Raw genomic sequence first — 25,712 nt, 5'->3', positions numbered from 1 at the left:
TACTTACCTTTCGTGCCGCAAATTCCAGATCGGCGTGCGATCATCGGCGGCGGATTGATAGACATGCGGCCAGCGGTCGAAGGCCGCCTTGGCATCATCTTCATTAAGGGGGGCGTCGGGAGCGAAGGCATCGAAGCCGCAACGCTTCATGTGGGACAGCTGATCGATCAGCACATCGCCCACGGCGCGCAATTCACCGGCATATCCCGCTTCGCGCAGGATGCGCGCGGCGGAATAGCCCCGGCCATCGGTATAGGCCGGGAAATTCACCTCCACGAGCGCGATGCGGTCCAGATGCGGCAGCAATTCACGCGCATCATCACCTGGTTCAATGCGCACGGCCACGGCATTGCTCTGCCCCACAAAGGCATCCACCGTCACTGCCGGATCGCTAACCAGTTCGTCATCGCGAAACCGGAACTGCACATCGCCGGAGGCAAGTGCTTCGGCGGGATTTTCGGAAATCAACTCAGCCATAAAGCGCCTCCTTGAACGGGGCCATGCCCACGCGGCGATAGGTGTCGAGGAAGCGTTCGCCTTCCTGCTTTTCATTGAGATAGACTTCGGTGGCTTTTTCCACCGCGTCCACGATGCCGTCTTCATCGAAGCCGGGGCCGGTGATCTTGGCGAGCGAGGTGTCCTCACCCTCCGATCCGCCGAGCAGGAGCTGGTAGTTTTCCTTGCCCTTCTTATCGACCCCCAGAATGCCGATATGGCCGGCATGGTGGTGGCCGCAGGCATTGATGCAGCCCGAAATCTTCAGCTTCAATTCGCCCAGCGTATTGCTCTGGCCTTTTTCTTCGAAGCGCTGGGCGATTTTCTGCGCCACGGGGATGGAGCGCGCATTGGCAAGGCTGCAATAATCAAGGCCGGGGCAGGCGATGATATCGCCGATCTGGTCCAGATTCGCCGTGCCGAGGCCGGCCGCTTCCAGCTTCTGCCACAAGGCATAGAGATCCGCCTTCTTCACATGCGGCAGAACGATGTTCTGCGTGTGCATCACGCGGCATTCGTCAAAGCTGTATTCACGCGCGAGATCGGCCATCAGGTGCATCTGCTCAGCCGTGGCATCACCCGGAATGCCGCCCACCGGCTTCAGGCTGATAACCGCGCTGACATAGCCCGGTGCCTTATGCGCATGGGTGTTGGTATCCACCCACAAGGCGAAATCGGGATCACTGCGGTCGATGTCATCGGACAGGCCGGTTTCAAAGGCCGGATCGGCGAAATAGGGGCGAATGCGTTCCAGCTCGGCAAAAGGCGGTTCAATGCCCTGATCGAGCATGTGCTGGAATTCTTCCTCGACCTGACGCGTATATTCTTCCTTGCCCAGTTCATGGACCAGGATCTTGATCCGCGCCTTGTACTTATTGTCGCGCCGGCCATAGCGGTTGTACACACGCAGGCAGGCTTCGGCATAAGTGATCAGCTGATCGAGCGGCACGAATTCGCGGATCATCGGGGCGATCATCGGCGTGCGGCCCATGCCGCCACCGACATAGAATTGCGCGCCCAGTTCACCCTCGTCATTCTTCACGATCTGAATGCCGATATCGTGCAGCTTCATCGCCGCGCGGTCTTTGTCAGCACCAATCACGCAGATTTTGAACTTGCGCGGCAGATAGGTGAATTCCGGGTGGAAGCTCGACCACTGGCGCATCAATTCGGCATAGGGGCGGGGATCGACCAGCTCATCCGCCGCGGCGCCGGCAAAGTGATCGGCGCTGATATTGCGGATGCAATTGCCGCTGGTCTGGATGGCGTGCATTTCCACCTTGGCCAGATCGGCCAGAATGTCGCCCGCATCCTCCAGCTTGATCCAGTTATACTGGATGTTCTGGCGGGTGGTGAAATGGCCGTAACCGCGGTCATATTTATCGGCAATGTCGGCCAGAGCATCCATCTGCTGGCCATTCAGCGTGCCATAGGGCACCGCGACGCGCAGCATATAGGCATGCAGCTGGAGATAGAGCCCGTTCATCAGCCGCAGCGGCTTGAACTGGTCTTCGGTCAGATGGCCTTCCATCCGGCGGCGGCACTGGTCGCGAAATTCCTCGACCCGGGCATCGACCATGGCCTGATCATATTGGTCATACTTATACATTACAGCACCTCTGCGATCGCGTTTGGATCGTTTGGCTTGAGGGTAAGATCGGGCCGGACCGTCGGGCCAAGAGCGCGCACGCGGTCCTTGATATGGGCCGGGCGGACCCGTCCATCATCCAGTCGTTCAGCGTCAATCGCATAGGCGCCAACAACGCGGCGTTCGGCTTCTTCGGTGGCGAGGAGCGTTTCGAACTCCTCCCCGGCATCCACCGCGTCGTCAACATGGAGGGACCAGCCTTTGCCTTCCCACCACACGACCGCGCCGGTTTCCAGATTGTTACCCGTCAGGATCTTCATTGATGCGCCTCCAGCGCGATTTGTGCGAGCGCTCCGTCTTCACGGTGCGCAGTTACATCCCCGATCACGATGAGAGCGGGGCTTTTGACCTTTTTGGCCTCGACCATGTCCGGCAGACCGGCGAGGGAGCTGCGCAGCACGCGCATTTCAGGGCGCGCGCCATTTTCGATGACGGCAATGGGCATATCGGGCGACAGGCCATCGGCCATCAGCTTGTCTGCGATCGCCGGGGCGGTCTTTACGCCCATATAGATCACCAGGGTGCGGCCCTTGCCGGCCAGACCGGCCCAGTTCTGTTCGGACAGGCCCTTGCACTGGCCCGCCACGAAACTGACGATGCTGGCATGATCGCGGTGGGTCAGCGGGATCTGCGCCGCAGCAGCGGCCCCGTTCGCGGCGCTGATGCCCGGAACGATTTCCACCTCTACGCCATGCGCACGGCAAAATTCGGCCTCTTCCCCGCCGCGTCCGAAGATGAAGGGGTCGCCGCCTTTCAGCCGCACGACATCGCGTCCGGCCTGTGCTTCGCGCACCAGCAAGGCGCTGATTTCTTCCTGCGGAAGCGTGTGGTGGGACCGGCGCTTGGCCACGGACACCAGCTTCGCATCGTGATGCGCCATCGCCAGGATCGAGGGATCGACCAGGCCATCATGCACGATCAGCCTGGCTGACATCAGCAGCCTGGCTGCGCGCAGGGTCAGCAGATCGGGATCACCGGGGCCTGCGCCCACAAGATAGACAGTTCCGGTATTTTTCATGGGGCCGAGATGGCCCTGTTGGGCACCACCTTCCAGCGAGAATGGTTTTCCGGCCAGTTAGCGGAACTTTACTCGCTCGCTTTATCCGGCTTTCCGCGATCATCCATACGCTGAGAAATGGCGGCAATAAGCTGTTCAAACTGTTCATTGCCGCGCAAATTGACATCGCGCTGCGGGAAGGGAATTTCGATTCCCTTTTCCTGAAACTGCCACCACAGGTTTTTCAGCACTTCGGACCGGACATTGCCGACGCCTTCTTCCGGGTCGCTGATCCAGCATTGAATGACGAAATCGACCGAGGAATTGCCATAGCCATCCAGCCAGACGGTCGGGGGCGGGGAATCGAGCACGCGCTTGGCGGACTTGGCCGCTTCCAGCATCAATTCTTCGGCCAGTTTGATATCGCATTGATAGGATACGCCGACCGGCACCTGAATACGCACCGTCTTGCTGGAATAGGACCAGTTTTCCACCTGATTGATCATCAGCTGTTCGTTCGGGATCAGATATTCCCGCCGGTCGCGCGTGGTGACGGACACCGCCCGAATGCCGATCTTGCGGATTTGTCCGAAGGTGGAGTTGCCCGCCTGGTCGCTGACCGCGATCACATCCCCCGGCTTGATGGAACGGTCCATCAGCAGAATGATCCCGGCAATCAGATTACCGAATGTTTTCTGCAGGCCGAAACCGATGGCGAGGCCGAAGGCGCCGGAAAACACTGTGAGCGCGGTGAGATTGATCCCCAGCACATCGATGCCGATCAGGATCGCTACCGCCCAGACCACCAGCGTCAGCAGTTTTTCCCCCAGCAATTGCTGGGCCGCGCCGAGGCGGGTGAAGCGTTTGAACATGGAATGGGCGGCCATGCTGCCAATGCGGGCAAAGACGATCACGGCCGCAATCACCAGCAGCACGAGCAGCGCGCCCCAGACCGAAACGCGCGTGGTCCCGACCGTAAAGCCGATAGCGTCCAGCTTGTTGATCAAATCACCAATCGTAAGACTATGCTGACTGATGGCATTCTTGATGCTGTCTGCCGCTTGAACAGCCTCCTGCCCCGATGCTTCGGGCGTGGGCACAGAGGTCGGAATGGCTGAAGCCGCTGCGCTGGGGCTGGCGGAAGGTTCGACCATCGGCATCAGCTCATCGACCATGGGATTGCCGGTCGTCGAACTGGTCAGCATGTCCAGGATCATGTGTTCGTCATGTGTCTGAAAGCCTGTTCCAAATCCAAAATCAGATCATCGGCGTCTTCCAGGCCGATGGCAAGGCGCACGCCCAGCCGGTCTTCCCTGCGCACGCCGGATGGCGGCCAGGACGTGGCGCTGCGGGCGCGGGAGGGTTCAAACGGAATCGCAAGGCTTTCGAAACCGCCCCAGCTATAGCCGATGCCAAACAGGTCGAGGGCATCGACGAAGCGGGACTGCATGGCAATATCGGCATCTTTCAGCAGGATGCTGAACAGGCCGCAGCCGCCGGTAAAGTCGCGCTGCCACAGATCATGGCCGGGCGCGCCGGGGAGCATCGGGCACAACACATGCGCCACCTCTGGCCGTTTGGAGAGCCACTCCGCCAGTTTTACCGCGCTGGCCGCGGTGTGTTTCAGACGCAGCGGCATCGTGCGCAAACCGCGCAGAGCCAGCGCTGCATCATCGGGAGACACGACAATGCCCAGCGCCTGTGCCTTCTGGCGCAGATGGGTGTAGAGCTGCGTGTCGCGGCAGGCGACCGACCCCATCATGACATCGGAATGGCCACCCACATGCTTGGTCAGCGACATGATCGCAATATCGCAGCCACGCTCCAGCGCAGGCAGACCAAGCGGGCTGGCCCAGGTATTGTCGATCAGACTGAGCGCGCCCTTTTCGCGGGCGATGGTGGTCAGCGCGGGGATGTCGGAAATTTCCATCGTCAGGCTGCCGGGGGCCTCCAGCAGAACCGCCTTTGTCCGATCGCAGAAATGGCCGGCAAATCCTTCCAGATCGAGCGGATCGAAGAACCGCGTTTCAATGCCGAAATCGCTCAGCAGGCTGTGCGTCATCATGCGGCTGGGATCATAGGCATTGTCGGTCATCAGCAGGACATCACCCTGCTTCAAAACGCCCAGCAAAGCGCCCGATATGGCGGCAACGCCGCTGGGATAGAGCAAGGTGCCGCAGGCCCCCGGTTCCAGTTCGGTCAGCGCCTCTGCCAGCGACCACTGGGTCGGGGAGCCGCGCCGTCCATAGTGGAAATAGCCATCCTCATTCGGGTGGCCGCGCTTCAGTTCCGCGCTGGTTTCATAGAGATGCGTGCTGCCGCGCCAGATGGGCGGATTGACCACTTTGCCGGTCCATTCCTCGCGCCGTCCGGCATTGACTGCGCGGGTTGCATTGCCGCCTTTTCCCGGCGCGCTCAAGATGCGGCTCCGGTCGCCTTGGGCGTTGCGGGATCAACGGCCCATTCGCTCCAGCTGCCATCATAGAGCGCGACATCCTGCTTGCCGAACAGCTGGGCCGCGAACAGCAGCACGGCCGCCGTCACGCCGCCGCCGCAGGTGGTGATCAGCGGCGCATCGGGATCAATTCCGGCTGCGACAAATTCCGCGCGCATCGCGCCCGGTGATTTGAACGTACCATCAGTGTGAAACAGCGCGGTGAAGGGCAGGTTGCGTGAACCGGGGATATGGCCGCTGGGCACGTTGGGGCGGAAATCGGGTATCTCTCCGGCAAAACGGCCCGCATCACGCGCGTCGAGCACTTGTTCACGCGCGCTTGAGCAATTGGCCAGCATGTCCGCTTTGTCGCGCAGCTGACCGGTCTGGGCCGCAAAAGCGCGCTGTTCGGGCTCGGTCGCCGGGGCTTGAGCCTGATGCGCGCCGCTTTCCAGCGGTTGTCCCTCTGCCCGCCATTTGGCCAGTCCGCCATCCAGAATGGCGAGGTTTTTCAAACCATAGAGGCGAAAGATGAACCATGCGCGCGCCGAGGTTTTTACCTCGCTATCGTCATAGAAGACGATCCGCATTTCTGGATCAATGCCCAGATCCTGCAACCGCCGGGCGAATTGCTCCGCTGTTGGCAGAGCCGCCGGGACGGTGCTGTCCGTATCGATCAGCGTGGTCAGATCCAGAAACCGCGCGCCGGGAATATGCGCATCGGCAAATTCGGCCCCCGCATCGCGCCCTGCCATGGGCAAGTGGCTGGAAGCATCCAGCACGCAAAGATCGGGGGCGGGGTGAGTGGCTGCGAGCCACTGGGTAGAAACGAGACTGTCCATAGGGCAGGGATACCCCGCCGGGCGTTGCAGGTCGAGACCTGTGTGCGCCTGCTTTACCGAAAAGTCCGCTGTGCAAGTTCCGTCACATTATGCGGCCCGCGATCGAGCCGGATTGGGAGCAATCCGCTACCGGGACGCGGCGAGAGCTGGCCGATGACGGAGGTTTGGATCACCGGCGTCTCAAGCTGCTCTGCCACGATCCTGAAGCGGGCGAGCAGCAGCAGCATGGCGGCGTCACCTTGCCTGATGGGGCGAATGCTGGGCAGCGGCAGGCGGAAGCTGCCGGTCATGACATGGCTTTGGCCGGGCGCGAGGCGGGCAATCCGCTCCTGCTCCGGCAAAGCGGCATGGGGGGAGGCCAGCTGCTGTTCCTGCGACAGCGAGGCATGGGCCGATATCATGTCAGCCTGCACGACGAGATCGGTCAATCTCTCATCACCGCTGTTGCTCAGCAAAAGCCGGTAATTGAGCGTGGCATTGATCAGCGTCAGGCTGAAGCGCAGCGGTTCAAAAGCCAGACGAAGTGTGGTTTCGGCTGCATCCTCTTCGTCTTCTGCCGTCGCTGCGGCGTTCGGCATAGCGGCGGGTGCAGCCTTTGCGGCAGGCTTCGCGGCAGGAGCCGTTTTGGCGCCGGGTGTTGCCGTGGGCGTCTGCGCCGTGGCGGCGTCCTGATTCTTCTCAGGAGCCATGCCCTGCTTCGCGCTGCCTTCGGTGTCCTTGAAGCGGAACGGGATCGGGGGCTCTTCGTCCTGCACCGGTGCGGGCAGGGCCAATTGCCGATTGCGCCTCTTCCAGGCCCAGAAAGCGAGCAGAATCACCGCCAGACCGCCTAGCCCCACTATTATCCACCAGAACGGAATCGCGCCGTTATCGCCGGCTTTCTGCGATTGGTCGGCGGCGTCATCGGTCGGGTCTGCCACGACAGGACCAGCGGGCGCAGCCGAAGTGGATATATCCGCCGCCGGCGCGTCGCTGTCAGGCTGGGCAGAATTATCTGCAAGGCTGGACGATGACGCGTCATCGCTATCCTGCTCCGGCGCTGGCGCCGCGCTGTCTGCGGCAGGGGTGGGCGCAGGTGATGGCGTCCGGCTCTGCGTGGGGCTTGGGGCAGGGCTGGAGGCTGTACGCGGGGAAGAGGTGGCCGCCGTGCTCGGCTGAGATGTCGGAGCCGCTGAAGGCTTTGAAGTCGGTGCTGCGCTCGGGGCAGGCGTGGGCGTCGCAATGGGTGATTGTGTGGGCGCCGGACTGGGCGATGCATCGGGACCGGTAACGCGCGGGGCCGGTACGTCTTCCACGATCGGCCCCTGAATCTCAGGATTTCCCGCCGTATCCGGGGGGAGACGGAATTCGGTTACCGAACCCGGATTCGCGGAAGCGGGAAAAGCGGCAAACAGGGCGATGGCCGGGAGGATATGGAAACGAAAATTCATGATGCCGATCAATTTCTCCGCGCGAAAGGCGCGGATGGCGCTGAATAGCGGCTGAATTGCGCGCGTCAATTCGCTGACTTGTGCGCAGCGCCTGATCAGGGCATTGCGGGCGCATGACCAAGGATGACACTTCACCCCAGCCGCTTCATCTCGGACAAGCGAGCGCGTTGCCCGCATCGCCGGATGAGGCCGTGCTCGATTATGTACCCAATCCGCGCAAGGGCAGCCTTTATCTGGTGCGTTTTGCCGCGCCTGAATTCACCTCGCTCTGCCCGGTGACCGGACAACCCGACTTTGCCCATCTGGTGATCGATTATGCCCCCGGTGACAGCATAGTGGAATCCAAGAGCCTGAAGCTTTTTCTCGGCTCTTTCCGCAATCATGCCGGTTTTCACGAGGATGTGACGGTCGGAATCGGCCAGCGTCTGTTTGATGAAATGAAGCCTGCTTGGCTGCGCATTGGCGGATATTGGTATCCGCGCGGCGGCATACCGATTGACGTGTTCTGGCAGAGCGATGCGCCGCCCGCAGGTCTGTGGGTGCCCGATCAAGGGGTCCAGAGTTACCGGGGGCGCGGCTGATCGCGCTTCCCCGCCTGTACCGCCGGTAACATTGGCCCGGCGGTACCATAGGACAGTCAGGGCTTTGGCTTTGCCCGTTTGATATTGCCGTCGATCAGCCATTCGGCCCGGTCGATCAGCTCGCGCGGTTTGAAGGGCTTGGTGATATAATCATCGGCCCCTTCATAAAATGCGATATTCTGATCGGCATCGCCGGAATGTGCGGTCAGCATCAGCACCGGGATCATGGCCAGGTCAGAATCGGACCGCATGGCCCGCAAGACCTGCACCCCGCTCAATCCCGGCATTTCATAATCCAGAATCACCAAATCCGGGGTGCGCGCCTTGATGGCTTCGAGTGCTGAATCGCCATCTTTCAACCAGCCAACAGCATGGCCAGCATCCATCAGGGCATCGGACACGATCTCCCCCACAATCTCGTCGTCTTCGGCGTAGAGGATGCGTGCCATCCATCAATCTCCTGAATATACTTGTATTTTCTTTGCGACCCTGTGTTTCAGGGGACCGGATCAGCGCAGCGAAATGGAGGTGTCTCTATTTTCCAGCAACGCATTTCGGGAGCGCCGCGAGCGCTGCATGTGTGAGGCCATCTCTGTCAGTCCTTCTTTCGAAACAAAGTTTTGGCCCCATAAAATGCGTTGCGAGGGACGACCTGATTATTCGGTTCGCTATTCCGACATCGCTATCATAGGGGAAAATACGTAAAAGTTCGTTAACCTGCGCCTGTGTGTGATCTCGCAATGGAACTCAGAAATCAGCTGCCTGTTCCGGACTGCAATGGTTAATTGGCACAAGCGAATAAGTCACTGTAATACAGTCGGTAAATGCCAGAGGACCCGCATCTGGCGGCGCGGACTTTTTGCGGATCACGATGTGTTGCTACGGCGGCTGGGCGCAGACTGAATGCGCGACACCGCGCCTGCCTGCATTCAGGTGAAGGCCGGAATGCCTGTCTGCGCGCGGCCCAGAATGAGCGCGTGAATATCATGCGTCCCTTCATAGGTGTTTACCGCTTCCAGATTGCACATATGGCGCATGATGTGGAATTCATCGGAAATGCCATTGCCGCCATGCATGTCACGCGCGGCGCGCGCTATATCCAGCGCCTTGCCCGCGCTGTTGCGCTTGATCATCGAAATCACTTCGGGCGCGCAATCGCCATCGTCCAGCATTTGCCCGGCGCGCAGGCAGGCCTGCAGGCCCAGCGTGATCTCCACCTGCATCTCCACCAGTTTGCGCTGAATGAGCTGGTTGGCGGCCAGCGGACGGCCAAATTGCTTGCGCTCCAGCACGTAGGTACGGCTGCGATGCCAGCAATCACGCGCAGCGCCCAATGCGCCCCAGGCGATCCCGAAACGCGCCTTGTTCAGACAGCCGAAGGGGCCGCCCAGACCGGCTGCATGCGGCAGCAGATTGTTCTGCGGCACGATGACATCTTCCATCACGATCTCCCCCGTAGAGGAGGCCCGCAAAGACAATTTGCCATGTATTTCGGGCGTGGAAAATCCGTCCATCCCGCGTTCCAGTACGAAGCCGCGGATCACGCCGTCGAGCTTGGCCCATACCACCGCTATATCGGCAATGGGTGCATTGGTGATCCAGGTCTTGGTGCCATTCAGGCGATATCCGCCCGCGACCTCTTCGGCGCGGGAGGCCATATTGCCCGGATCGGAGCCATGATCCGGCTCTGTCAGGCCGAAACAGCCCACCATTTCGCCGCGCGCCAGCGAAGGCAGCCAGCGTTCCTTCTGTTCCTGAGAGCCATAGGCGTTGATCGGGTGCATCACGAGCGAGGATTGCACGCTGAGCGCCGAACGATAGCCCGAATCCACCGCCTCCACTTCATGCGCGATCAGGCCATAGACCACGTGGCCCGCGTCCAGACCGCCGAACTCAGACGGAATGGTAACGCCCAGCAGGCCCAGCTCGCCCATTTCGCGCATGATCGCCCGGTCGAAAGTTCCCTCCCGATTGGCCTCTAGGATTCGCGGGGCGAGCTGTTTCTGCGCATAGGAACGGGCGGTATCGCGCACCATCCGTTCTTCATCTGACAGCTGCTGGTCGAAATGGAGTGGGTCGTCCCAGGTAAATGTCGGCTTGGCCATGAAATGAGCATCCTTGCGCAAGGTTGCGTCCGGGCGGCGTGATCGACGTCCGGGGTGAATGATCTGATCCTTATATCGTGCCTCTTACAGCACGGTGCGCTGTATTTGCGAAGTGTCAGCGCGCATAGAGGCGTGAAAATAGTAACGATCGTGACCGGATGGCGGGAGCGATTGCAATTGCCCTGCATTCTCTCTTACTGAAGCCATAACTGACCACCATTGGAGCAATTCATGTCGTCCCCATCGCAACGTCCCACCCTGCAGGACACCCTGCCTCTGTTCATCGGAGGTGAGCAGCGGCTCACATCGGACACGTTCAAAGTTTTCGATCCGGCAAATCCTGATGAACTTATCGGAACCGCCGCGTCTGCGTCAGAGCAGGACGCGCTGGATGCCGTGGCTGCCGCCGATCGCGCCTTTCCCGAATGGAGCGCCATGGCTGCGGAAAAGCGGGCCGCCATGCTCACCGATGCTTTGTCCGCACTGGCCGATGGTCTGGAAGAGCGCACCGAACTGCTCGTGCGTGAAAATGGCAAGGTCCGCATGGAAGCGGGCATCGAAATGCATGTGTTCGAAGGGCGCTGCCGTCTCGCCGCCGAGCTCGCAGCGGAAATGGACAAGATTACCCATTTCTCGGCTGAATCGGGTGAAGGTCTGTCACGCGCACCGATCCCTTACACATCCGAAGTGAGCCGGATGCCGATGGGCGTCATTTCGATCATAGTGCCGTTTAACTGGCCACTCGCCATTCTGGCCGCCAGCCTGCCTTATGCGCTTGTGGCGGGCAACACCGTGACCGTGAAGCCGCCGCCAACGACGCCGATCGCCACCACGCTGACCCTGATGAAGCTGGCCGCACGTCTGCCGGCGGGTGTTCTCAACATCGTCAGCGGTTCGAATGAAGCGGTTCGCCCGCTGCTGGTCGATCACCGCGTGCGCAAGGTCGTCTTCACCGGCAGCACGGGCGGCGGGCAGGCGATCCAGAAAGAATGCGCCGGCAATCTCGCCCGCCTGACGCTGGAACTGGGCGGCAATGATCCCGCGATCCTGCTGGATGATGTCGAATTGAACGACACCGCTTTTGGCCGTCTGAAAGCAGCCGGTTTCCTGACGACGGGTCAGGTCTGCATGGCGATGAAGCGGCTCTATGTGCATCGTTCGCGCTATGATGAAGTGGTGGACGGCCTGTCGGCCATGCTGAAGGATTACCGTATCGGCCACGGGCTGGATGCAGATGTGTCCATGGGCCCGCTCAACAGTGCCGCACAGCGCGATTTCGTCGTGAAACTGCGCAAGGAAGCCGAAGCATCGGGCGCGGAAGTCCGCGAATTCGGCACGATGACCGACGAAGCAGAGCAGGGCAATGGCCACTTCCTGAAACCCTCTCTGGTGCTGAACCCCGACCCGTCGATCGGCGTGGTGGAGCAGGAACAGTTCGGCCCGATCCTGCCGATCATTCCGTTCGATGATGTCGAACCGCTGATCACCAGCGTGAACAATCACTGGTCTGGTCTGTGCTCCTCCGTCTGGAGTGCCGATCTCGATCGTGCGGCGGACATTGGCCGCCGTCTGCGCACGGGCACGACCTGGATCAACAATGCCAATGCCGTGACGCAGGATGACCGCACCCCCTTCGGCGGCTTCCGCATGAGCGGCGTCGGGCGTGAGCTGGGCGTGACCGGGCTGATGGCCTTCACCGAAGCGCATACGATGACCTTCGCCAATGATGGCGGTCATTGATCGGCAGCGCCGATACACTGTGCTGAAAAAATGCCGGGCTAAGACACCCGGATGAATTGCTGGCGCCGGCGGCGAGAGGATTACCTCTCACCACCGGCGCCATTTTTGTGACCAGTCAATCGCGCCGTCACATGAAACTGTGCTGGGATGGCGCTAATTGGCGCGAGCCGCCGAAACGATATCCTGAAAGAACACGATAAGTGACGGATCAAAACTCTCCTGGTTGATGGCCAGAAGATCGTGACGGTCATAGACAAGCGCATAGCCCAGTTCCGTCAGCCATTCTTGAAGATCTGCCGATGCCGATGCTGAGAGATGCACATGTTCAAGCTGCAGAACGTCTGGCTTGTGTCTGGAAACTGCTGGCAGTGGAGGCAGTTGAAACTGTTGGAATTTTCCCACGCCGCTTAGCAAAGATGCCTGGCTGTTCGTGAAAAGCGTTCCTCGCAAAACCGTTATTTAGCGCTCCATTGTTAACGATCTGAAAAGGCGTCTGGCGTATTTGGTAGATATGCGTGGTGCAGGAATCAATTTTGACGAAAAACAGCGTCTTAAGGCGCTGCTCGACCTTGGGGTCATGGACACGCCGCCCGAAGAGCAATTTGACGGGCTGGCGCGTCTGGTGGGGGCTGCCTTGGGCGTGCAAAGCGCCGCGGTGAGTTTGATCGATGGACACCGGCAGTGGTTCAAGGCACGGATCGGTATCGATTTTAGCGAGACACCGCGCGATGTTGCCTTTTGCGATCATACGATGGCCGCGCGGGAGGTGTTTGTCGTGCTGGATGCGCAGGCAGACCCCAAATTCAAAGATAATCCGCTGGTTACGTGTGAAAATGGCATCCGCTTTTATGCCGGTGCGCCTCTGTATCTCGACAGTGGCGAATGTGTCGGGACCCTGTGCGTCTTCGACCCGCATCCCCGCGATGCCATTACGGACGAACAGGTTTCGCTGCTGCGCGATCTGGCCGATGTCGCGGCCGAGCGGATACAGGCACGCAGCAGCCGCCATCTGAACGAAATTGCCGCGAAGCTGGTGGAAACCACCCCTGACGCTGTGATGGCGGCGGATAGCAATGGGTTTATCGTCTATTGGAATCAGGCTGCATCGGAGATGTTCGGCCATTCGGTCGATGAGGCACTGGGCCAGTGTATGAAAATGCTGACGCCTCCTGACATTCGCCCCAGCGTCAAAGATATTCTGGAAGAAATAGCGTCCGACCCGGAGAACCCCTTATTGGGGCAGGTCCATCAATTTACCGGATACAGGGCTGATGGCTGTACATTCCCGATGGAAGTGTCGCTGGCGGAATGGCGCATATCTGAAAGTGAGCGCGGTCTGGCAGCGATCATGCGCGATATTTCCGATCGTACCGAACTGGAGAAAGACCGCCAGAGCGCGCAGCAATTTCTGGATGCGGTGGTGTCCAACCTACCCGGCATGCTGTTCGTCAAAGATCTGGAAAGCGGTAAATACGTCTTCATCAATGACATGGGGCAGCAACTGATCGGCCTGCCCGAAGAGGAAATTGTCGGCAAAACGGATCATGACTTGTTCCCCGGTCTGGCGGAGGGATTTCAGGCGCTTGATCAAGCCGCGTCGGAGCAGGATGAGCCGCTTGTTTACGAAAGCGACTTCACCAATCAAGCTGGTGATCGCACGCAGCTCAGAACGACGCGGGTGATCATTGATGGCGAGGATGAACGCCAGTATGTTCTGGGTCTCACCGAAAATATGACTGTCACACGTCAGGCGCAGGCAGATGTTTTCCGGCTTGCCCGCTATGACATGCTGACAGGGCTGCTGAACCGCGCGTCTTTCAGCGAATTGTTGCATTCTCTGGTCGAGAAGGGCGAACCCTTCGCGATGCTCAGCCTTGATCTGGAGCGGTTCAAGGCTGTGAATGATCAGTTTGGTCATGGTGTAGGCGATGCGGTGTTGCGCGAAGTCGGGCTGCGGCTGAAGCGGCTTACCGGAAGCGAAGAACATGTCGCGCGGATGGGGGGCGATGAATTTGTTGCCATCCTTACCGGGCAAAACCTGCGAGCACGTGGAGAGCGACTGGGCCGCGCCATTGCCGCCAATATTTCGCGCCCGATCGAGGTGGAGTCCATTTCCGTCTATATCGGCGTGGCGGCGGGTATCGTCCTGTATCCGCAGGATGGTGCGACTACGGAACGGCTTCGTGAAAATGTGGATCTGGCACTATACCGGGCCAAGCGTGACCATCGCGGCATTTGCCTGTTCGATGCCAAAATGGATGCTGAAATGCGCGATCGGCGCAGGCTTGAAAACGCTTTGCGCAAAGCCGTCGAGGCCAACCAGATCGAGCTGGCCTATCAACCTGTGATATCCACCTATCAGGGGCGTGTTTCCAGTGTGGAAGCGCTGGCCCGTTGGTCCCATCCGGTGCGCGGGCCGATCCCCCCTGATTGCTTTATCGATCTGGCAGAGGAATGCGGTCTGATTAACAAGCTGGGTGAGCAATTGCTTCACAGAGCCTGCCGGGAAGCATGCGACTGGCCGGCGAATGTCGCCGTCGCAGTCAATCTGTCGCCGCTGCAGTTCCAGTCGGGCGATCTTCTGGATACGGTGGCCTGCGCGCTCAAGGAATCAGGCCTGCCGGCGCAGCGTCTGCAGCTGGAAGTAACAGAGGGCCTGATGATCAAGGATGTCGACCGGACATTCAGGCAGCTGGAGGAATTGCGCAGCCTGGGGATTGCGATCCTGATCGATGATTTTGGCGTGGGTTATTCCTCGCTCAGCTATTTTGAACGTTTCCCTTTCGATAAGGTCAAGCTCGACAAATCCTTTGTCGACCGGATCACCACCTCCAAGACATCGCAGGCCATTGTTCAGGCCGTTGCGGGTCTGGGGGAGAAGCTCGACATGGCAATTGTTGCAGAAGGGATCGAGACGAAGGCACAGGCCAGATTGCTGACCGAATATGGATGCACCCATTTGCAGGGCTATCTCTTCAGCCGTCCCCTGGCACCGCAATCGGTCCGGGATTTTGTCAGCGAGACGAAAGTTTACGCCCATGGCTGAGCGCGCTCGGGCAGGCTGCTAATCCGATTTTCGTCTCAGCGTAGCTGCTGACCACGCTCCAGCGCAAAGCCGCTCAGATTGAGTCGGTCTGCGGCGTGCTGTCCCCATCTTCGACATGATCGCCCGACAATACGCGCCATGTGATGGCGGTAATCACGATAAAGCCGCCGAGATAGCCGACCGCCACCGACCAGGCGATGCCCGGGGAGCCATATTGAAGCAGGAAGAAGCCGGCAGTAATCCCGATGGCAATCGCGCAGAGGCGTGAAAACAGAGACAGGATGGCACGCCCCGTGGCATGCAGGACCGGCTCATAGGCGATACTCGCCAGTTCGAGCGAGCAGCCCAGAGCCAGCGGTATCAGCACCGTATGGCCTGCGGAAAAGGCATCGCCGCCGATAAGGTCGAGAATTTGCCGCCCGCCGATTGCCGCGATCAGCAGAATGATCAATCCGCCAAGGCTGGCCATGATGCTGACCCGCGCGACGAGACGTTTGAAATGCTTGCGCGTTTCCGCAACATTGGCATTGGCGATTTCAGAATAGAGGGCCCGCGCCAGCAGGGCGGAAAGCTTGCTCAGCCCCTGTGCGAGCTGGTCCGCCAGGCGATAAATGCCGGCAGCGCTGGTGCTGAGGAAGAAACCGACTGCCAGCAGCGGCCCCTGCTTGAACAAGGCATCCATGCTGGACCCGGCATAGGTAATGCCCAGAAAACGCAAGATACCGGGATAGGTGTCGATGGTCTTCCGAAACTGACCGAAATGGCTGAGCCGCAGCGCGTCCGGGGCCAGCCGCCAGGCCGCGATCCAATAAATGGCGCTGGTGATCAGATCGATCGCCGCCCAGGCAATCAGAAAGGCCAGCACGCTGGGGCCGGTTGCCCAGATGGCAAAGGCTGCCAGCAAACGGCTGATCGGCACGATCGCTTCGACAAAGACAGAGATATCGAACCGGTCGAGCACCCGCAAAATGCCTGCCGCCGCCGTGGTTCGTGCCCAGAGCAGCGCGCAATTGAAGGCGAATGTCATATTCACAAAATCGGGATTGAGCCCCAGCTCATCGGCAAAACCGTAATAGATGATCGCGGCAAGAACGCAGCCCGAGGCCGCGCCCAGCGCATCGATCAACCCGCACATCAGTGACAGCCGCCCGAAGGATTCGTGATCGCCGGCATGGATCGGTCCTGCGCCATATCGGACAACGGTTTGCCAGGTCTGAAACCCGGCCAGTGCGACCAGCGCCTGACCCGTACCGAAAATCAGCGAGAAGTGTCCGAAATCCTTGATCCCCAGCGACCGGGCCAGCACCGCCAGATAGATGATGCTGCACACCGCGCCGAGGCCTTTGCCACCCACCAGCCAGCCCAGATTAGACAGAATATTCCGCAATCGGCTGTCAAGCGTAGGGCTTGCGGATCTGTCTCGAGAGGTGAAAGCCAATTGTCTGCCGCGTTAATTGATGTGGTTTACATAGCAGTGCCAAACGTGGCAGCGCGCTTTACGCGTATCAACTTCACTCTGGATCCACTAGGGCGCGCTCTATGCGACGAATCTGCTTTCTGTTCAACCATGAACAATTGCACCAGGTGGCCCACAGCCTGCCGATTGCAATGCGTATGGTCGAGATCGAAGGGGCGCAGGTTACGCTGGCCTTCTCGGATCCACGGCTGGAGGCGCATGCCAGAGCGATAGCGGGAGCGATGTGGAGCCGTTTCCGCGTCGTGCAAATCGGGCTGCGGCGGCGCGCTTCAAAGATAATTTCAAGCACCCTGCAATCAGTGGTTCCCGCGCGCAAGATCTTGCTTTACCGAGACAATCTGGATTTCTTTCGTGGGTTTGATGCGCTGGTGGTGCCGGAAAAGACATCGCTGCTGCTCAAAACCCGTTACGGGCTGGAGGATGTGAAGCTGATCCATACGCGCCATGGGGCAGGGGACCGCGCGATTGGTTTCAATCCGCAAAGCCGCCTGTTTGATCTGACGCTGGTGTCCGGCCCGAAAATCGCCCGGCGCTTGACGGAGGCCGGCGTGGACCCTGCGCGCATTCGCATGGTCGGATATCCCAAATTCGATCTCTATGCCGAAAACAAACCCGCATCACCCTTTGCCAATGATTGGCCGATCGTGCTGTATGCGCCGCATCCGTCACCCAAATTGTCCAGCTATTATCTGATGGGCAAGCAGGTGATTGAACAGATTGCAGGGGCGGGGCGCTATAATCTGATCTTTGCACCGCATGTCATGCTGATGCGGCGGCGCTGGACGCTCACGATTGCGCCGCCCGCCCTTGCCAGAGTGCCGCAGCCTGATCCGGCCATCATGGCGCAGGCCAATGTCCTGCTCGACACGGGCAGCCCGGCGCTCGCGGATATGAGCTATACCAATCTGGCGGATATCTATGTGGGCGATGTCAGCAGCCAGATCTATGAATTCCTGCTGCATCCACGGCCATGCCTCAACCTCAATGCGCATGATGTGCCCTGGCAGGGTGATCCTGATTACGGCCACTGGCGTTCAGGACCCGTGATTGGCGCGCAGGATGATATATTGTCCGGGCTTCTTAATGCTGTAGCAAGTTGGCCCGAATATAGCGGCGTACAGCGTGATCTGCGCGACGATACATTTTCGATGACGCAGCAGCCGGCCGGTGTCCGGGCGGCCCAAGCAATATGGACATATCTTAATGCCGAAAAATGACCTGTGCACTCTGACGGGGCATTCCGTATGGGTCATGGCCAAAGGCTTCAGGCCGGATGAAGGCGGCATGCAGACTTATGCTGCCGGTGTGGCCGATGCCTATGCAGAGCGCGGGGCCAGAGTAACCGTCTTCACACAGACGAGTGTGGGCCCGCGTCAGGTGCGATGCAGCGATGTCTGGCTGCATGATGTCGGTCCGGGCAATGGTGCGGCCACTTTCTGGCGATTGTTCAAGGCCGTGAAAAAGGCAAAGCAAGAACACGGGCCCCCCAGCTTTGTGCATGGCACGACATGGCGCACATCGGTTGTGCCGATGCTGCTCGACCTGCCGTATCTTGTGACATTTCACGGACGCGAATTCATGGGCGGCGGTAAGCTGCTCACCGCGCTGATGCACCGGATTGCACGCAAGGCGATCTGCGTGGTTACGGTCAGCAATTATAGCGCGCGAAAATTGTGCGCCCGGCTGGGCGAGGGGCGAAAGCCGGTGGTGGCGCATAATGGCACGGGGCTGCGCATTGGTGCAGCAGAGAGAAACATCTGTGCTGCCGCCAAGATAACCGATGCTCCGACCAGGCTGTTTTCGCTCTGCCGGCTGGAGCCGCGCAAGAATATCGCCGCCTGCGTGCGCGCGGCGCGGCGCCTGAAAGATGCCGGATACACATTCCATTATGTGATCGCGGGCCGGGGCCCCGAATATGAAACGCTGAAGCGGATGATTGCCGAGCTTGATGTGGCCGATGTGGTTGATCTGGTCGGCTTTGTCAGTGATGAGACCGCGCGGCGTCTCTATGCCGAGGCGGATATCTTCATTCATCCGCAGATGGAAATTGCCGGTGGGCGCGACTTTGAAGGTTTTGGTATCGCAATCGCCGATGCCATGCTGTTCGGCAGCGCGGTCATTGTCGGGCAGGAAGGCGGCGCCGTTGAACTGGTCGAACATGGGCATTCCGGCCTGATCGTGAACGGCCGTGATGACGATCAGCTTACCCAGTCAATCGAAAGCCTGCTGGTCGATGAATCCTATCGCCGGTCGATGGCCAAGGCAGGACATGACCATGCGTGTGAGAATTTCACCTGGATGCGCCATGTCGAGATCATCCGGCAAGCCCATCTGGCGAAGGGCGCTGACGCCAGCCTGATCACCGCCTAGAGTGCGGCACGTTTTACTATCCGGCTGCTCGGGCGGCGGAAAATCAGCCATCCTGGCGGAATTGGACCGGAGAGGTTTCGCCACTGTGCCCGAGCCTGGTCGCAGGATCATTGAGGACGAGTTACGTGGTAGCGGCATAGCGCTGCCCTGGGTGAATATGCGTGCCTTCGCAGAACGCGCCATCGATGTTGCCGCCGCTGATCGCAAGCGCGTAGCAGAGGAACCGGGCTGGGTGTTCTTCGACCGAGGTTTGGTCGATGCTGCTGTAGCCTTAGAGCATGTTTCGGGGCGCTCAGCGCGCGAGACGCTCGCGTCCTTCGACCGCTATCATGAGACAGTTTTTCTCGTCCCTCCCTGGCCGGAAATCTATCAGAATGACGATGAGCGTAAGCACGGCCTGTCCGAGGCGATCGCCGAATATGAGCGTTTGGTAACCGCTTACAACGACCTTGGATACAGCACGATCATCCTGCCTAAAACCAGCGTCGATGAACGAGCAGATTATATTCTCGGCTGTCTCGCCAAGTGACGCTATTGCAAACGCTGGGGCATGTCCCCGCACCGGGATTTCGTATCGGAAGCCGATAGCCGGCAATCCAAGACTTTTCGAATTTTCGCTCGATCTCTGAACGTGGACATGACAGCCTTACGGGACTTATGGCCGAATGCTGCTGTTCCGCATACGACCCAATTCCGGACCTTCCCTGGCGACACTGATTGCAGTGCACATAACAGTCGCTATCATTCAGAAATGATTTCGTGTGAACAGCCGAAGGCCAAAGTCTCTGCGTGGAGCATTTTGCGTCTTCTGGGTCCCCTTTTTGTCGGGACCATCCTTTCTGTTGGTCCCTTGCGCGCGGATAGCTGGACGCTTCCCACAGTCGTTACCTACATGTCTTCTCACGGTCAGGCCCGCGCGATTGTCACGCCCCGTGACCTCGACAGCCAAATGACCTATTTCGAGGACAAGGTGAAGGGCGTCGAACCGGCGGGGCAAGAAAAGTCAGGGGCACCCGCAGCCAACGCTGAGCTACAACGGAAGCAAAATGGGCGTTGGGTGGTGGCTTGGAAGGCACCATTGACGAACGATGTCGCACCTGTCGACGCGATTATTCGGAACGACGGAGCCTATTTCGTTACGTTCGACGATTGGCATAGCCTCGGTCACGGACCTAATGCCGTGGTTATTTACGGTTCCGAAGGCGAACGTATAGCTAGGCTCGCTCTCGTTGATATAGTGCCCGCTAACTACATCGAAGTTTTGCCTCATTCTGTAAGTTCTATCCATTGGCGTGGCGATCCGCGCTTCTCCAGAGATGGCAAACATGTCGTAATTCCCGTGCCCATTCCATCAGAAAAATTTTCCACGCCTAGGACCGTCGATTTGGCTATCAGCCTTGCTGATGGCTCGGTGTCACCTCTCGATTCTGCTGCTTGGAAAAAAGCAGTTGAAGCTACCAGTTTAGTTCGCACGGCGCGAATGGCGGAAGCTCGCGCCGTTAGGGAAGCTTTTTTCGCTCCACTGTTGGGCCCCCGCGAGAACACCCAACGACATTGGCACATTTATCTGCGCGAAGCAGTCGCCCGCCTGATCGGCGATGGCAACACGCCGTCCACGACTGTCCTGCGGTCGCCCGGCGAACCTGATTATGCAGTGTCAGAATCATGGATTCGGGAGGCCCTCCTCGAACCAACGGGTGACAAGGTCGCTTTGGCGACGCTCTCTGAATCCAACCTCGCAAGGACGCTGGCGAAGATTGCTCCGAAAATTACGCCTGACTCTCTGTCACAAACGACCATCTTCGTCGCAGTTTCGGATAAATATTGGTCAGACATAGTGGCGGCAATGCGGCCTACAGGCGCAAAGCTCGTTCAACTGAACCCCAGCATTCCTCTCGAGCAACGGCAGGAACGCATTGAGCGGCGCTACGGTTCGAGCGCAGCTGGCCTGCTTCAGAGCGATCAAGGTGTCCTGGGCCATCCCGCAGGAAGCGTCGCTTTGTTGGCGGGGGTCCTGTGCATTTTTCTTGCGGGGTTCTGGATGGCTTGCCGTCGTTACCGTCGACCCTCCTAGCCGAAGTCCGCTTTCCTCCCCAATATCAGACATTCGGGGCAGCTGACGGACGTCCCACCAGCAGACCGGCAGCTTGGAGCGTTCTTGGCCCGAAAGCAGCCGGTCGGCAAACGACCCCATTGCGGACGTTACGGTTGGTCGCCAAACTCTTGGCAATGAGCACAGGCCTTTCCTTTCGCTACCAACATGACGGCGACCCGAACGACGACTTTGGCTGGTTGGATGTAGAGGTCAAAGGCGAACAATTCTCAGGCAAGGGCGGCTTCTGGGTCCAATGGCAGGATGTAAGAGACTTCGGCGAAAAGCTGGCCACCTATCCTATCGTGCAAGATGCCCCGGTCGAAGCATCCTGGGGATACGAGCCTTGGGAGGGCGACTCACTCGTCGTTAGTGTCTCAGTCGCGCCAGCAGACACCCGGGGCAATTTGTCGGTTCAAGTTTGGCTTCGTGACTACACCGAGAAAGGCGAAGGGAAGCCGCTGAACTGCGTTCGCACGACCTTCAAAACCAATTATCCCGACCTTGAAAACTTCCGTCAGGGTATCGCGCAGCTGATGGACGGTAAGTCTGACGAGGCCATTTTGGTCGGGCAATAAATGTCCGCTTCCCACGACAATGGTATTATTTCGGCATTTCCAGACAGCGTTGCGGATGTTTGATGCGATAAGTAGGTTGTGTTGATGGGTAAGCGATCTGGCGTTCCACACAGAGATGATGAACTGGATAAGCTGAGCAGCGATGAACTGCGGTCAGAGCTTGCCCGGTCGCGGACGCGATTGAGTATCGCACCTTCAACCAAAATGGCCAAGCTGTCGCAAAAACGCATTCACTGGCTTGAGAGTGCTCTCGCCGTGCGCGAGATCGAATGACTGCTTTCCACCCTAATTCCCGCCGTTCCCGCATTAGTCAAAAGTACGGTAAAGCAGTCGGTCGGCTTCGGAACCGGCTTTCACCCCATTTCTCGGCTTCGCGTTAGAAACCGCCTTTGCGCAGTTGCACCACGGCCTTGTCGAGTTCCTGCAGGAAACGGGAGCGGTCATTTTTGGAGAAGGGCGGGGGGCCGCCGAGTTGGTCGCCGCCGGCGCGCAGGTCGGCCATGATCGCGCGGGTGGCGATTGCGCCGCCGATGGAGCCGGCAGTGAAGGGCTTGCCGTTGGGAGCCAGCACGGTTGCGCCTTGCTTCAGACAGCGATCGGCCAGCAGAATGTCGGCGGTGATGACCAGACTGCCCGGCGCGCAGGCCTCTGCAATCCAGTCATCAGCAGCGTCGAAACCGTCATCCACCACCACCCGCCGGATGCTCTGGTTATCAGGCACCCGGATCGGGCTGTTGCTGACGATGGTGACCGGCAGGCCGTAACGTTTGGCGACCCGGTAAATTTCTTCCTTCACCGGGCAGGCATCGGCATCGACTAGGATGGCCACAGACATCGCTTAATCAGCCAAACGGATCAGAGCGGGGCTTGCCGCCGCCGGGTTTGCGCTTGAAGCCGCTGTCCTTGCGGAAATTGCCCTTGCCACCGGGGCCGCCTTTGCCGCCGCCGGGTTTCCGATCGCGGAAAGGGGGTTTGCCATTCTTGGCATAGACGCGCGGCTTGCCGCCCGGACCGCCGCTGCCGCGATTGTCGCGCGCGCTTTCACGCGGGCCTTCCGAAGGTTCGATCAGGATTTCGTCACCCTTTTCGGTGCCTTCACCCGTGCGAGACAAGGCATCTTTGAACTTGTCGACCACGCTGCGCGGAACCTGAAAATGGGTTTCGGCCTGGCCAATGCGGATCGCGCCGATTTCATTGCGGGTGATATGGCCGCGGCGGCATAGCAACGGCAGGATCCAGCGTGCTTCGGCATGCTGACGCCGGCCCACATCCATGCGGAACCATTGCACATCTTCGAAACCGGGGCGGTGGCGTTCCTGCTGCGCTTCGCGCCGCGCCTCGGGCGTGTTGGCGATCATTTCCTCTGGCTGCGGCATGGCGGCGCGGTGGGCATGGACCAATGCGGCGGCAATATCCTCGGCCGGACGCTCTGCCATCAGCCGCTCGGCCAATGCGCGGTCTTCATCGTCATATTCGGCCGGGGTAAGCAGCGCGGTCATCAGACGTTCGCGGTCCTGCTTGCGGATATCCTCCGGCTTGGGCGCATTCATCCATTCGGCTTCGATCTTTGCACCGCGCAGCATGCTTTCGACACGGCGGCGGCGTGGATACGGCACGATGATAACCGCCGTGCCCTTCTTGCCCGCGCGGCCGGTACGGCCTGAACGGTGCTGCAGAGTTTCGGCATCACGCGGGATTTCCACGTGAACCACCAGGCTCAGGCTGGGCAGATCGATCCCGCGCGCGGCAACATCGGTGGCGACGCAGACGCGTGCGCGCTTGTCGCGCAGCGCCTGCAGTGCGTGGTTGCGTTCCGACTGCGAATGTTCGCCCGACAAGGCGACGACGGCAAAGCCGCGTTCCTGCAAGGTAGAGTGAAGCCGGCGCACATTGTCACGCGTGGCGCAGAACAGGATGGCGGTTTCCGCTTCGTGAAAACGCAGCAGATTGACCACGGCGGCTTCGGTTTCGGCGGGCGAAACGGTCATCGCCTGAAATGCGATATCGCCATGGCCGCGCCCTTCGCCCTTGGTCGAAATGCGCAGGGCATCGCGCTGATAGCGCTTGGCGAGCGACACGATCGGCTTCGGCATGGTGGCGGAGAACAGCAGCGTGCGGCGCGTTTCCGGCGTTGCGTCGAGAATTTCCTCGAGATCTTCGCGGAAGCCCATGTCGAGCATTTCATCCGCTTCATCGAGCACCACGGCGGCGAGGCGCGAGAGGTCGAGCGCGCCGCGTTCCAGATGGTCGCGCAGACGGCCCGGTGTGCCGACCACGATATGCGCGCCATGGCGCAGCGAACGCCGTTCCTTGGATGCGTCCATACCGCCCACGCAGGTGGCGATGCGGGTGCCGGCTTTGGCAAACAGCCATTCCAGCTCGCGGCTGACCTGCAGCGCCAGTTCGCGCGTCGGCGCGATCACCAGCGCCAGCGGGGACTGGGCGGGGGCGGAAAACTTATCGAGCAGATCATTGGCAAGGGCGATACCGAAGGCAACGGTTTTGCCCGAGCCGGTCTGCGCCGATACGATCATGTCGCGTCCGGCGGCTTCTTCGCCCAGGACCGCTGCCTGAACCGCGGTCGGTTCGGCATAGCCGCGTTCGGAAAGAGCTTCGGAAAGAATGGGGGGGAGAGTAGAAAAAGAGGACATTGCGCTCACAAATAGGCCCGGCTGCGACGGCGGCTGGGCAGGAATCAGGGTAATGCAGGGCAGCCCGTCTCAAGGCGTTCTCTTGAGCGATGCTCAGGAGAATCACGGCCGCCGATAAGCTGCACAACTCGCAGCTTCGGGCGGCCCTTACACGAAAAAGCCGAGTTTGGCTTCTATTTTGTTGCGCTGCGGGAAAAGCGCCTGTCTCGCAGCGGGATTCAGGCCACCTCACCAGGCGGAAGAATAGCGTTTTCGCGCTTTTCCGGGCGGACGTAGATGGAGGTCAATTCGGGAATTTGCGCGATCAGTTCCTGTTCGAGTTCCTCGATCAGTTGTTCCGCCTCCCCGATAGAGATGCTGTCCACCATATCCGCGCTGATCGCGGCGAAGATCTTGCGCGGGGATGTGTGCAGCGTGCGGACATGGTTGACCGAGGTGATCCATTCCTGCTCCCCGACGATATGCCGGATCTTGTCCACCACCTCGACATCGGCTGCTTCGCCGATCAGCAGGCCCTTGGCCTCGCGCGCCAGCAACACCGCGACCATGGCCAGAATGACGCCGATCACCATGGAGGCCGCACCGTCCAGCTGCGGCGCGTTGTAATAATGGCTTGCCCAGATGCCGATGGCGGCCACGATCAGACCGGCCAGAGCAGCGCTGTCTTCAAACACCACCACGAAGAGCGAGGGGTCTTTCGAGCGGCGCATGGCCGACCACCAGCCAAGCTTGCCCTTGCGCGCGGAGAATTCACGGATGGCGATGAACCAGCTGGTTCCTTCCAGCAGCATCGCGACGCCCAGCACGATGTAATTCACCGTCGGATCGCGCAGCTCCTCGGGGTCGATGTAATGTTTGAAGCCTTCATAGAAGGACAGCCCTGCGCCCAGACCAAAGATCAGGATCGCCACGACGAAGGCCCAGAAATACAGCTCTCGCCCATAGCCGAAGGGGTGGGCGCGGTTGGCCGGGCGATCGGCGCGATGTTCGCCATAGAGCAGCAGCAGCTGGTTCATGCTGTCGACCACCGAATGGATGCCCTCCGACAGCATCGAGGATGATCCGGTGATGCTCGCCGCGACGAATTTGGCGATCGCAATGCCGAGATTGGCGGCGAAAGCCCCCAGCAGGACGATGTTCTTGCGGATATAAGCGAATACAGACATTTCAGTCTTTTAGCGGCAGTTGCGGGAATAGCGAGCGGGCAAATCACCCGCCCGCCAAAT

At 59.8% G+C, this 25,712-nt stretch carries 23 protein-coding genes; 8 read left to right on the top strand and 15 right to left on the bottom strand.

Translation table 11 applies throughout. The features are described from left to right. Positions 1-3 precede the first annotated feature (3 nt). From GRI91_RS11525 to GRI91_RS11490, 8 genes are all read right to left on the bottom strand, one after another. Entirely contained in the window at positions 4-477 is a 474-nt protein-coding gene (locus GRI91_RS11525; RefSeq protein ID WP_160736840.1) for a DUF934 domain-containing protein, read from the bottom strand. After that, on the bottom strand, positions 470-2,104 hold the full coding sequence (locus tag GRI91_RS11520; protein WP_160736839.1) for a nitrite/sulfite reductase: 1,635 nt from the start codon (positions 2,102-2,104) through the stop codon (positions 470-472). Before GRI91_RS11520 ends, GRI91_RS11525 begins: the two co-directional genes overlap by 8 nt. After that, entirely contained in the window at positions 2,104-2,403 is a 300-nt protein-coding gene (locus tag GRI91_RS11515; protein WP_160736838.1) for a DUF2849 domain-containing protein, read from the bottom strand. Before GRI91_RS11515 ends, GRI91_RS11520 begins: the two co-directional genes overlap by 1 nt. Further along, positions 2,400-3,161, bottom strand: a complete 762-nt coding sequence (cobA, locus tag GRI91_RS11510) for a uroporphyrinogen-III C-methyltransferase (RefSeq protein WP_160736837.1) — start codon at positions 3,159-3,161, stop codon at positions 2,400-2,402. The genes GRI91_RS11515 and cobA overlap by 4 nt, the downstream gene beginning before the upstream one ends. Positions 3,162-3,229: 68 nt before the next feature. Then, complete coding sequence (locus GRI91_RS11505; RefSeq protein WP_160737129.1) at positions 3,230-4,315, bottom strand: mechanosensitive ion channel family protein; 1,086 nt, start codon at positions 4,313-4,315, stop codon at positions 3,230-3,232. Between the two features lie 38 nt (positions 4,316-4,353). Continuing rightward, positions 4,354-5,559, bottom strand: coding sequence for a cystathionine beta-lyase (gene metC / locus GRI91_RS11500; protein WP_202385571.1), 1,206 nt, complete (start codon positions 5,557-5,559; stop codon positions 4,354-4,356). Next, on the bottom strand, positions 5,556-6,416 hold the full coding sequence (locus GRI91_RS11495; protein ID WP_160736836.1) for a sulfurtransferase: 861 nt from the start codon (positions 6,414-6,416) through the stop codon (positions 5,556-5,558). Before GRI91_RS11495 ends, metC begins: the two co-directional genes overlap by 4 nt. A 53-nt stretch (positions 6,417-6,469) precedes the next feature. After that, positions 6,470-7,846: a hypothetical protein gene (locus GRI91_RS11490; RefSeq protein WP_160736835.1), complete on the bottom strand. Its 1,377-nt coding sequence runs from the start codon at positions 7,844-7,846 to the stop codon at positions 6,470-6,472. Positions 7,847-7,959: 113 nt separating this feature from the next. On the opposite strand from GRI91_RS11490, the gene queF reads away from it, so the two are divergent. Continuing rightward, complete coding sequence (gene queF, locus GRI91_RS11485) at positions 7,960-8,427, top strand: preQ(1) synthase (protein ID WP_160736834.1); 468 nt, start codon at positions 7,960-7,962, stop codon at positions 8,425-8,427. A 56-nt stretch (positions 8,428-8,483) separates the two neighbouring features. On the opposite strand, the gene GRI91_RS11480 is transcribed toward queF, so the two are convergent. Next, entirely contained in the window at positions 8,484-8,876 is a 393-nt protein-coding gene (locus GRI91_RS11480) for a response regulator transcription factor (RefSeq protein ID WP_160736833.1), read from the bottom strand. Positions 8,877-9,356: 480 nt separating this feature from the next. Then, a complete protein-coding gene (locus GRI91_RS11475; RefSeq protein ID WP_160736832.1) occupies positions 9,357-10,532 on the bottom strand; it encodes an acyl-CoA dehydrogenase in 1,176 nt (391 codons plus the stop codon). Between the two features lie 231 nt (positions 10,533-10,763). Here GRI91_RS11475 and GRI91_RS11470 point away from each other — a divergent pair, with 231 nt between their 5' ends. After that, positions 10,764-12,272, top strand: a complete 1,509-nt coding sequence (locus GRI91_RS11470; RefSeq protein ID WP_160736831.1) for an aldehyde dehydrogenase family protein — start codon at positions 10,764-10,766, stop codon at positions 12,270-12,272. Positions 12,273-12,425: 153 nt separating this feature from the next. Here the strand turns inward: GRI91_RS11470 and GRI91_RS11465 are convergent, their stop codons facing one another. Then, complete coding sequence (locus tag GRI91_RS11465) at positions 12,426-12,674, bottom strand: hypothetical protein (protein ID WP_160736830.1); 249 nt, start codon at positions 12,672-12,674, stop codon at positions 12,426-12,428. Between the two features lie 109 nt (positions 12,675-12,783). On the opposite strand from GRI91_RS11465, the gene GRI91_RS11460 reads away from it, so the two are divergent. Then, the gene (locus GRI91_RS11460; protein ID WP_160736829.1) at positions 12,784-15,318 is read left to right on the top strand and encodes an EAL domain-containing protein; all 2,535 of its coding nucleotides are present in this window, start codon (positions 12,784-12,786) and stop codon (positions 15,316-15,318) included. Positions 15,319-15,391: 73 nt separating this feature from the next. Here the strand turns inward: GRI91_RS11460 and GRI91_RS11455 are convergent, their stop codons facing one another. Continuing rightward, positions 15,392-16,705 carry a lipopolysaccharide biosynthesis protein gene (locus GRI91_RS11455; RefSeq protein ID WP_237437823.1) on the bottom strand — a complete coding sequence of 438 codons (1,314 nt, stop codon included), beginning with the start codon at positions 16,703-16,705 and terminating at the stop codon, positions 15,392-15,394. Positions 16,706-16,857: 152 nt separating this feature from the next. On the opposite strand from GRI91_RS11455, the gene GRI91_RS11450 reads away from it, so the two are divergent. The 5 genes from GRI91_RS11450 to GRI91_RS11430 all read left to right on the top strand — a co-directional run bounded on the left by GRI91_RS11450 (position 16,858) and on the right by GRI91_RS11430 (position 21,835). Then, positions 16,858-18,012 (top strand): hypothetical protein, encoded by a 1,155-nt coding sequence (locus tag GRI91_RS11450; protein WP_160736827.1) that lies wholly within the window; start codon positions 16,858-16,860, stop codon positions 18,010-18,012. Next, positions 17,999-19,165 (top strand): glycosyltransferase family 4 protein, encoded by a 1,167-nt coding sequence (locus GRI91_RS11445; RefSeq protein ID WP_160736826.1) that lies wholly within the window; start codon positions 17,999-18,001, stop codon positions 19,163-19,165. Before GRI91_RS11450 ends, GRI91_RS11445 begins: the two co-directional genes overlap by 14 nt. 1 nt (position 19,166) lies before the next feature. Then, complete coding sequence (locus GRI91_RS11440) at positions 19,167-19,694, top strand: AAA family ATPase (RefSeq protein ID WP_160736825.1); 528 nt, start codon at positions 19,167-19,169, stop codon at positions 19,692-19,694. 420 nt (positions 19,695-20,114) lie between these two features. Further along, the gene (locus GRI91_RS11435; RefSeq protein WP_160736824.1) at positions 20,115-21,239 is read left to right on the top strand and encodes a hypothetical protein; all 1,125 of its coding nucleotides are present in this window, start codon (positions 20,115-20,117) and stop codon (positions 21,237-21,239) included. A gap of 134 nt (positions 21,240-21,373) precedes the next feature. Next, complete coding sequence (locus GRI91_RS11430) at positions 21,374-21,835, top strand: hypothetical protein (protein WP_160736823.1); 462 nt, start codon at positions 21,374-21,376, stop codon at positions 21,833-21,835. Positions 21,836-22,211: 376 nt separating this feature from the next. Here the strand turns inward: GRI91_RS11430 and GRI91_RS11420 are convergent, their stop codons facing one another. The 3 genes from GRI91_RS11420 to GRI91_RS11410 form a co-directional block, all read right to left on the bottom strand. Continuing rightward, on the bottom strand, positions 22,212-22,664 hold the full coding sequence (locus tag GRI91_RS11420; RefSeq protein WP_160737127.1) for a YaiI/YqxD family protein: 453 nt from the start codon (positions 22,662-22,664) through the stop codon (positions 22,212-22,214). 13 nt (positions 22,665-22,677) lie between these two features. Next, a complete protein-coding gene (locus GRI91_RS11415; RefSeq protein ID WP_160736821.1) occupies positions 22,678-24,486 on the bottom strand; it encodes a DEAD/DEAH box helicase in 1,809 nt (602 codons plus the stop codon). Between the two features lie 218 nt (positions 24,487-24,704). Then, a complete protein-coding gene (locus GRI91_RS11410) occupies positions 24,705-25,652 on the bottom strand; it encodes a cation diffusion facilitator family transporter (RefSeq protein WP_160736820.1) in 948 nt (315 codons plus the stop codon). Positions 25,653-25,712: the final 60 nt, after the last annotated feature.

The organism is Altericroceibacterium endophyticum (genome assembly GCF_009827595.1).
GTDB classification, from domain to species: domain Bacteria; phylum Pseudomonadota; class Alphaproteobacteria; order Sphingomonadales; family Sphingomonadaceae; genus Altericroceibacterium; species Altericroceibacterium endophyticum.
Note: the sequence above shows the minus strand (reverse complement) of the source record. Positions and strands in the feature narration are given on the sequence as shown.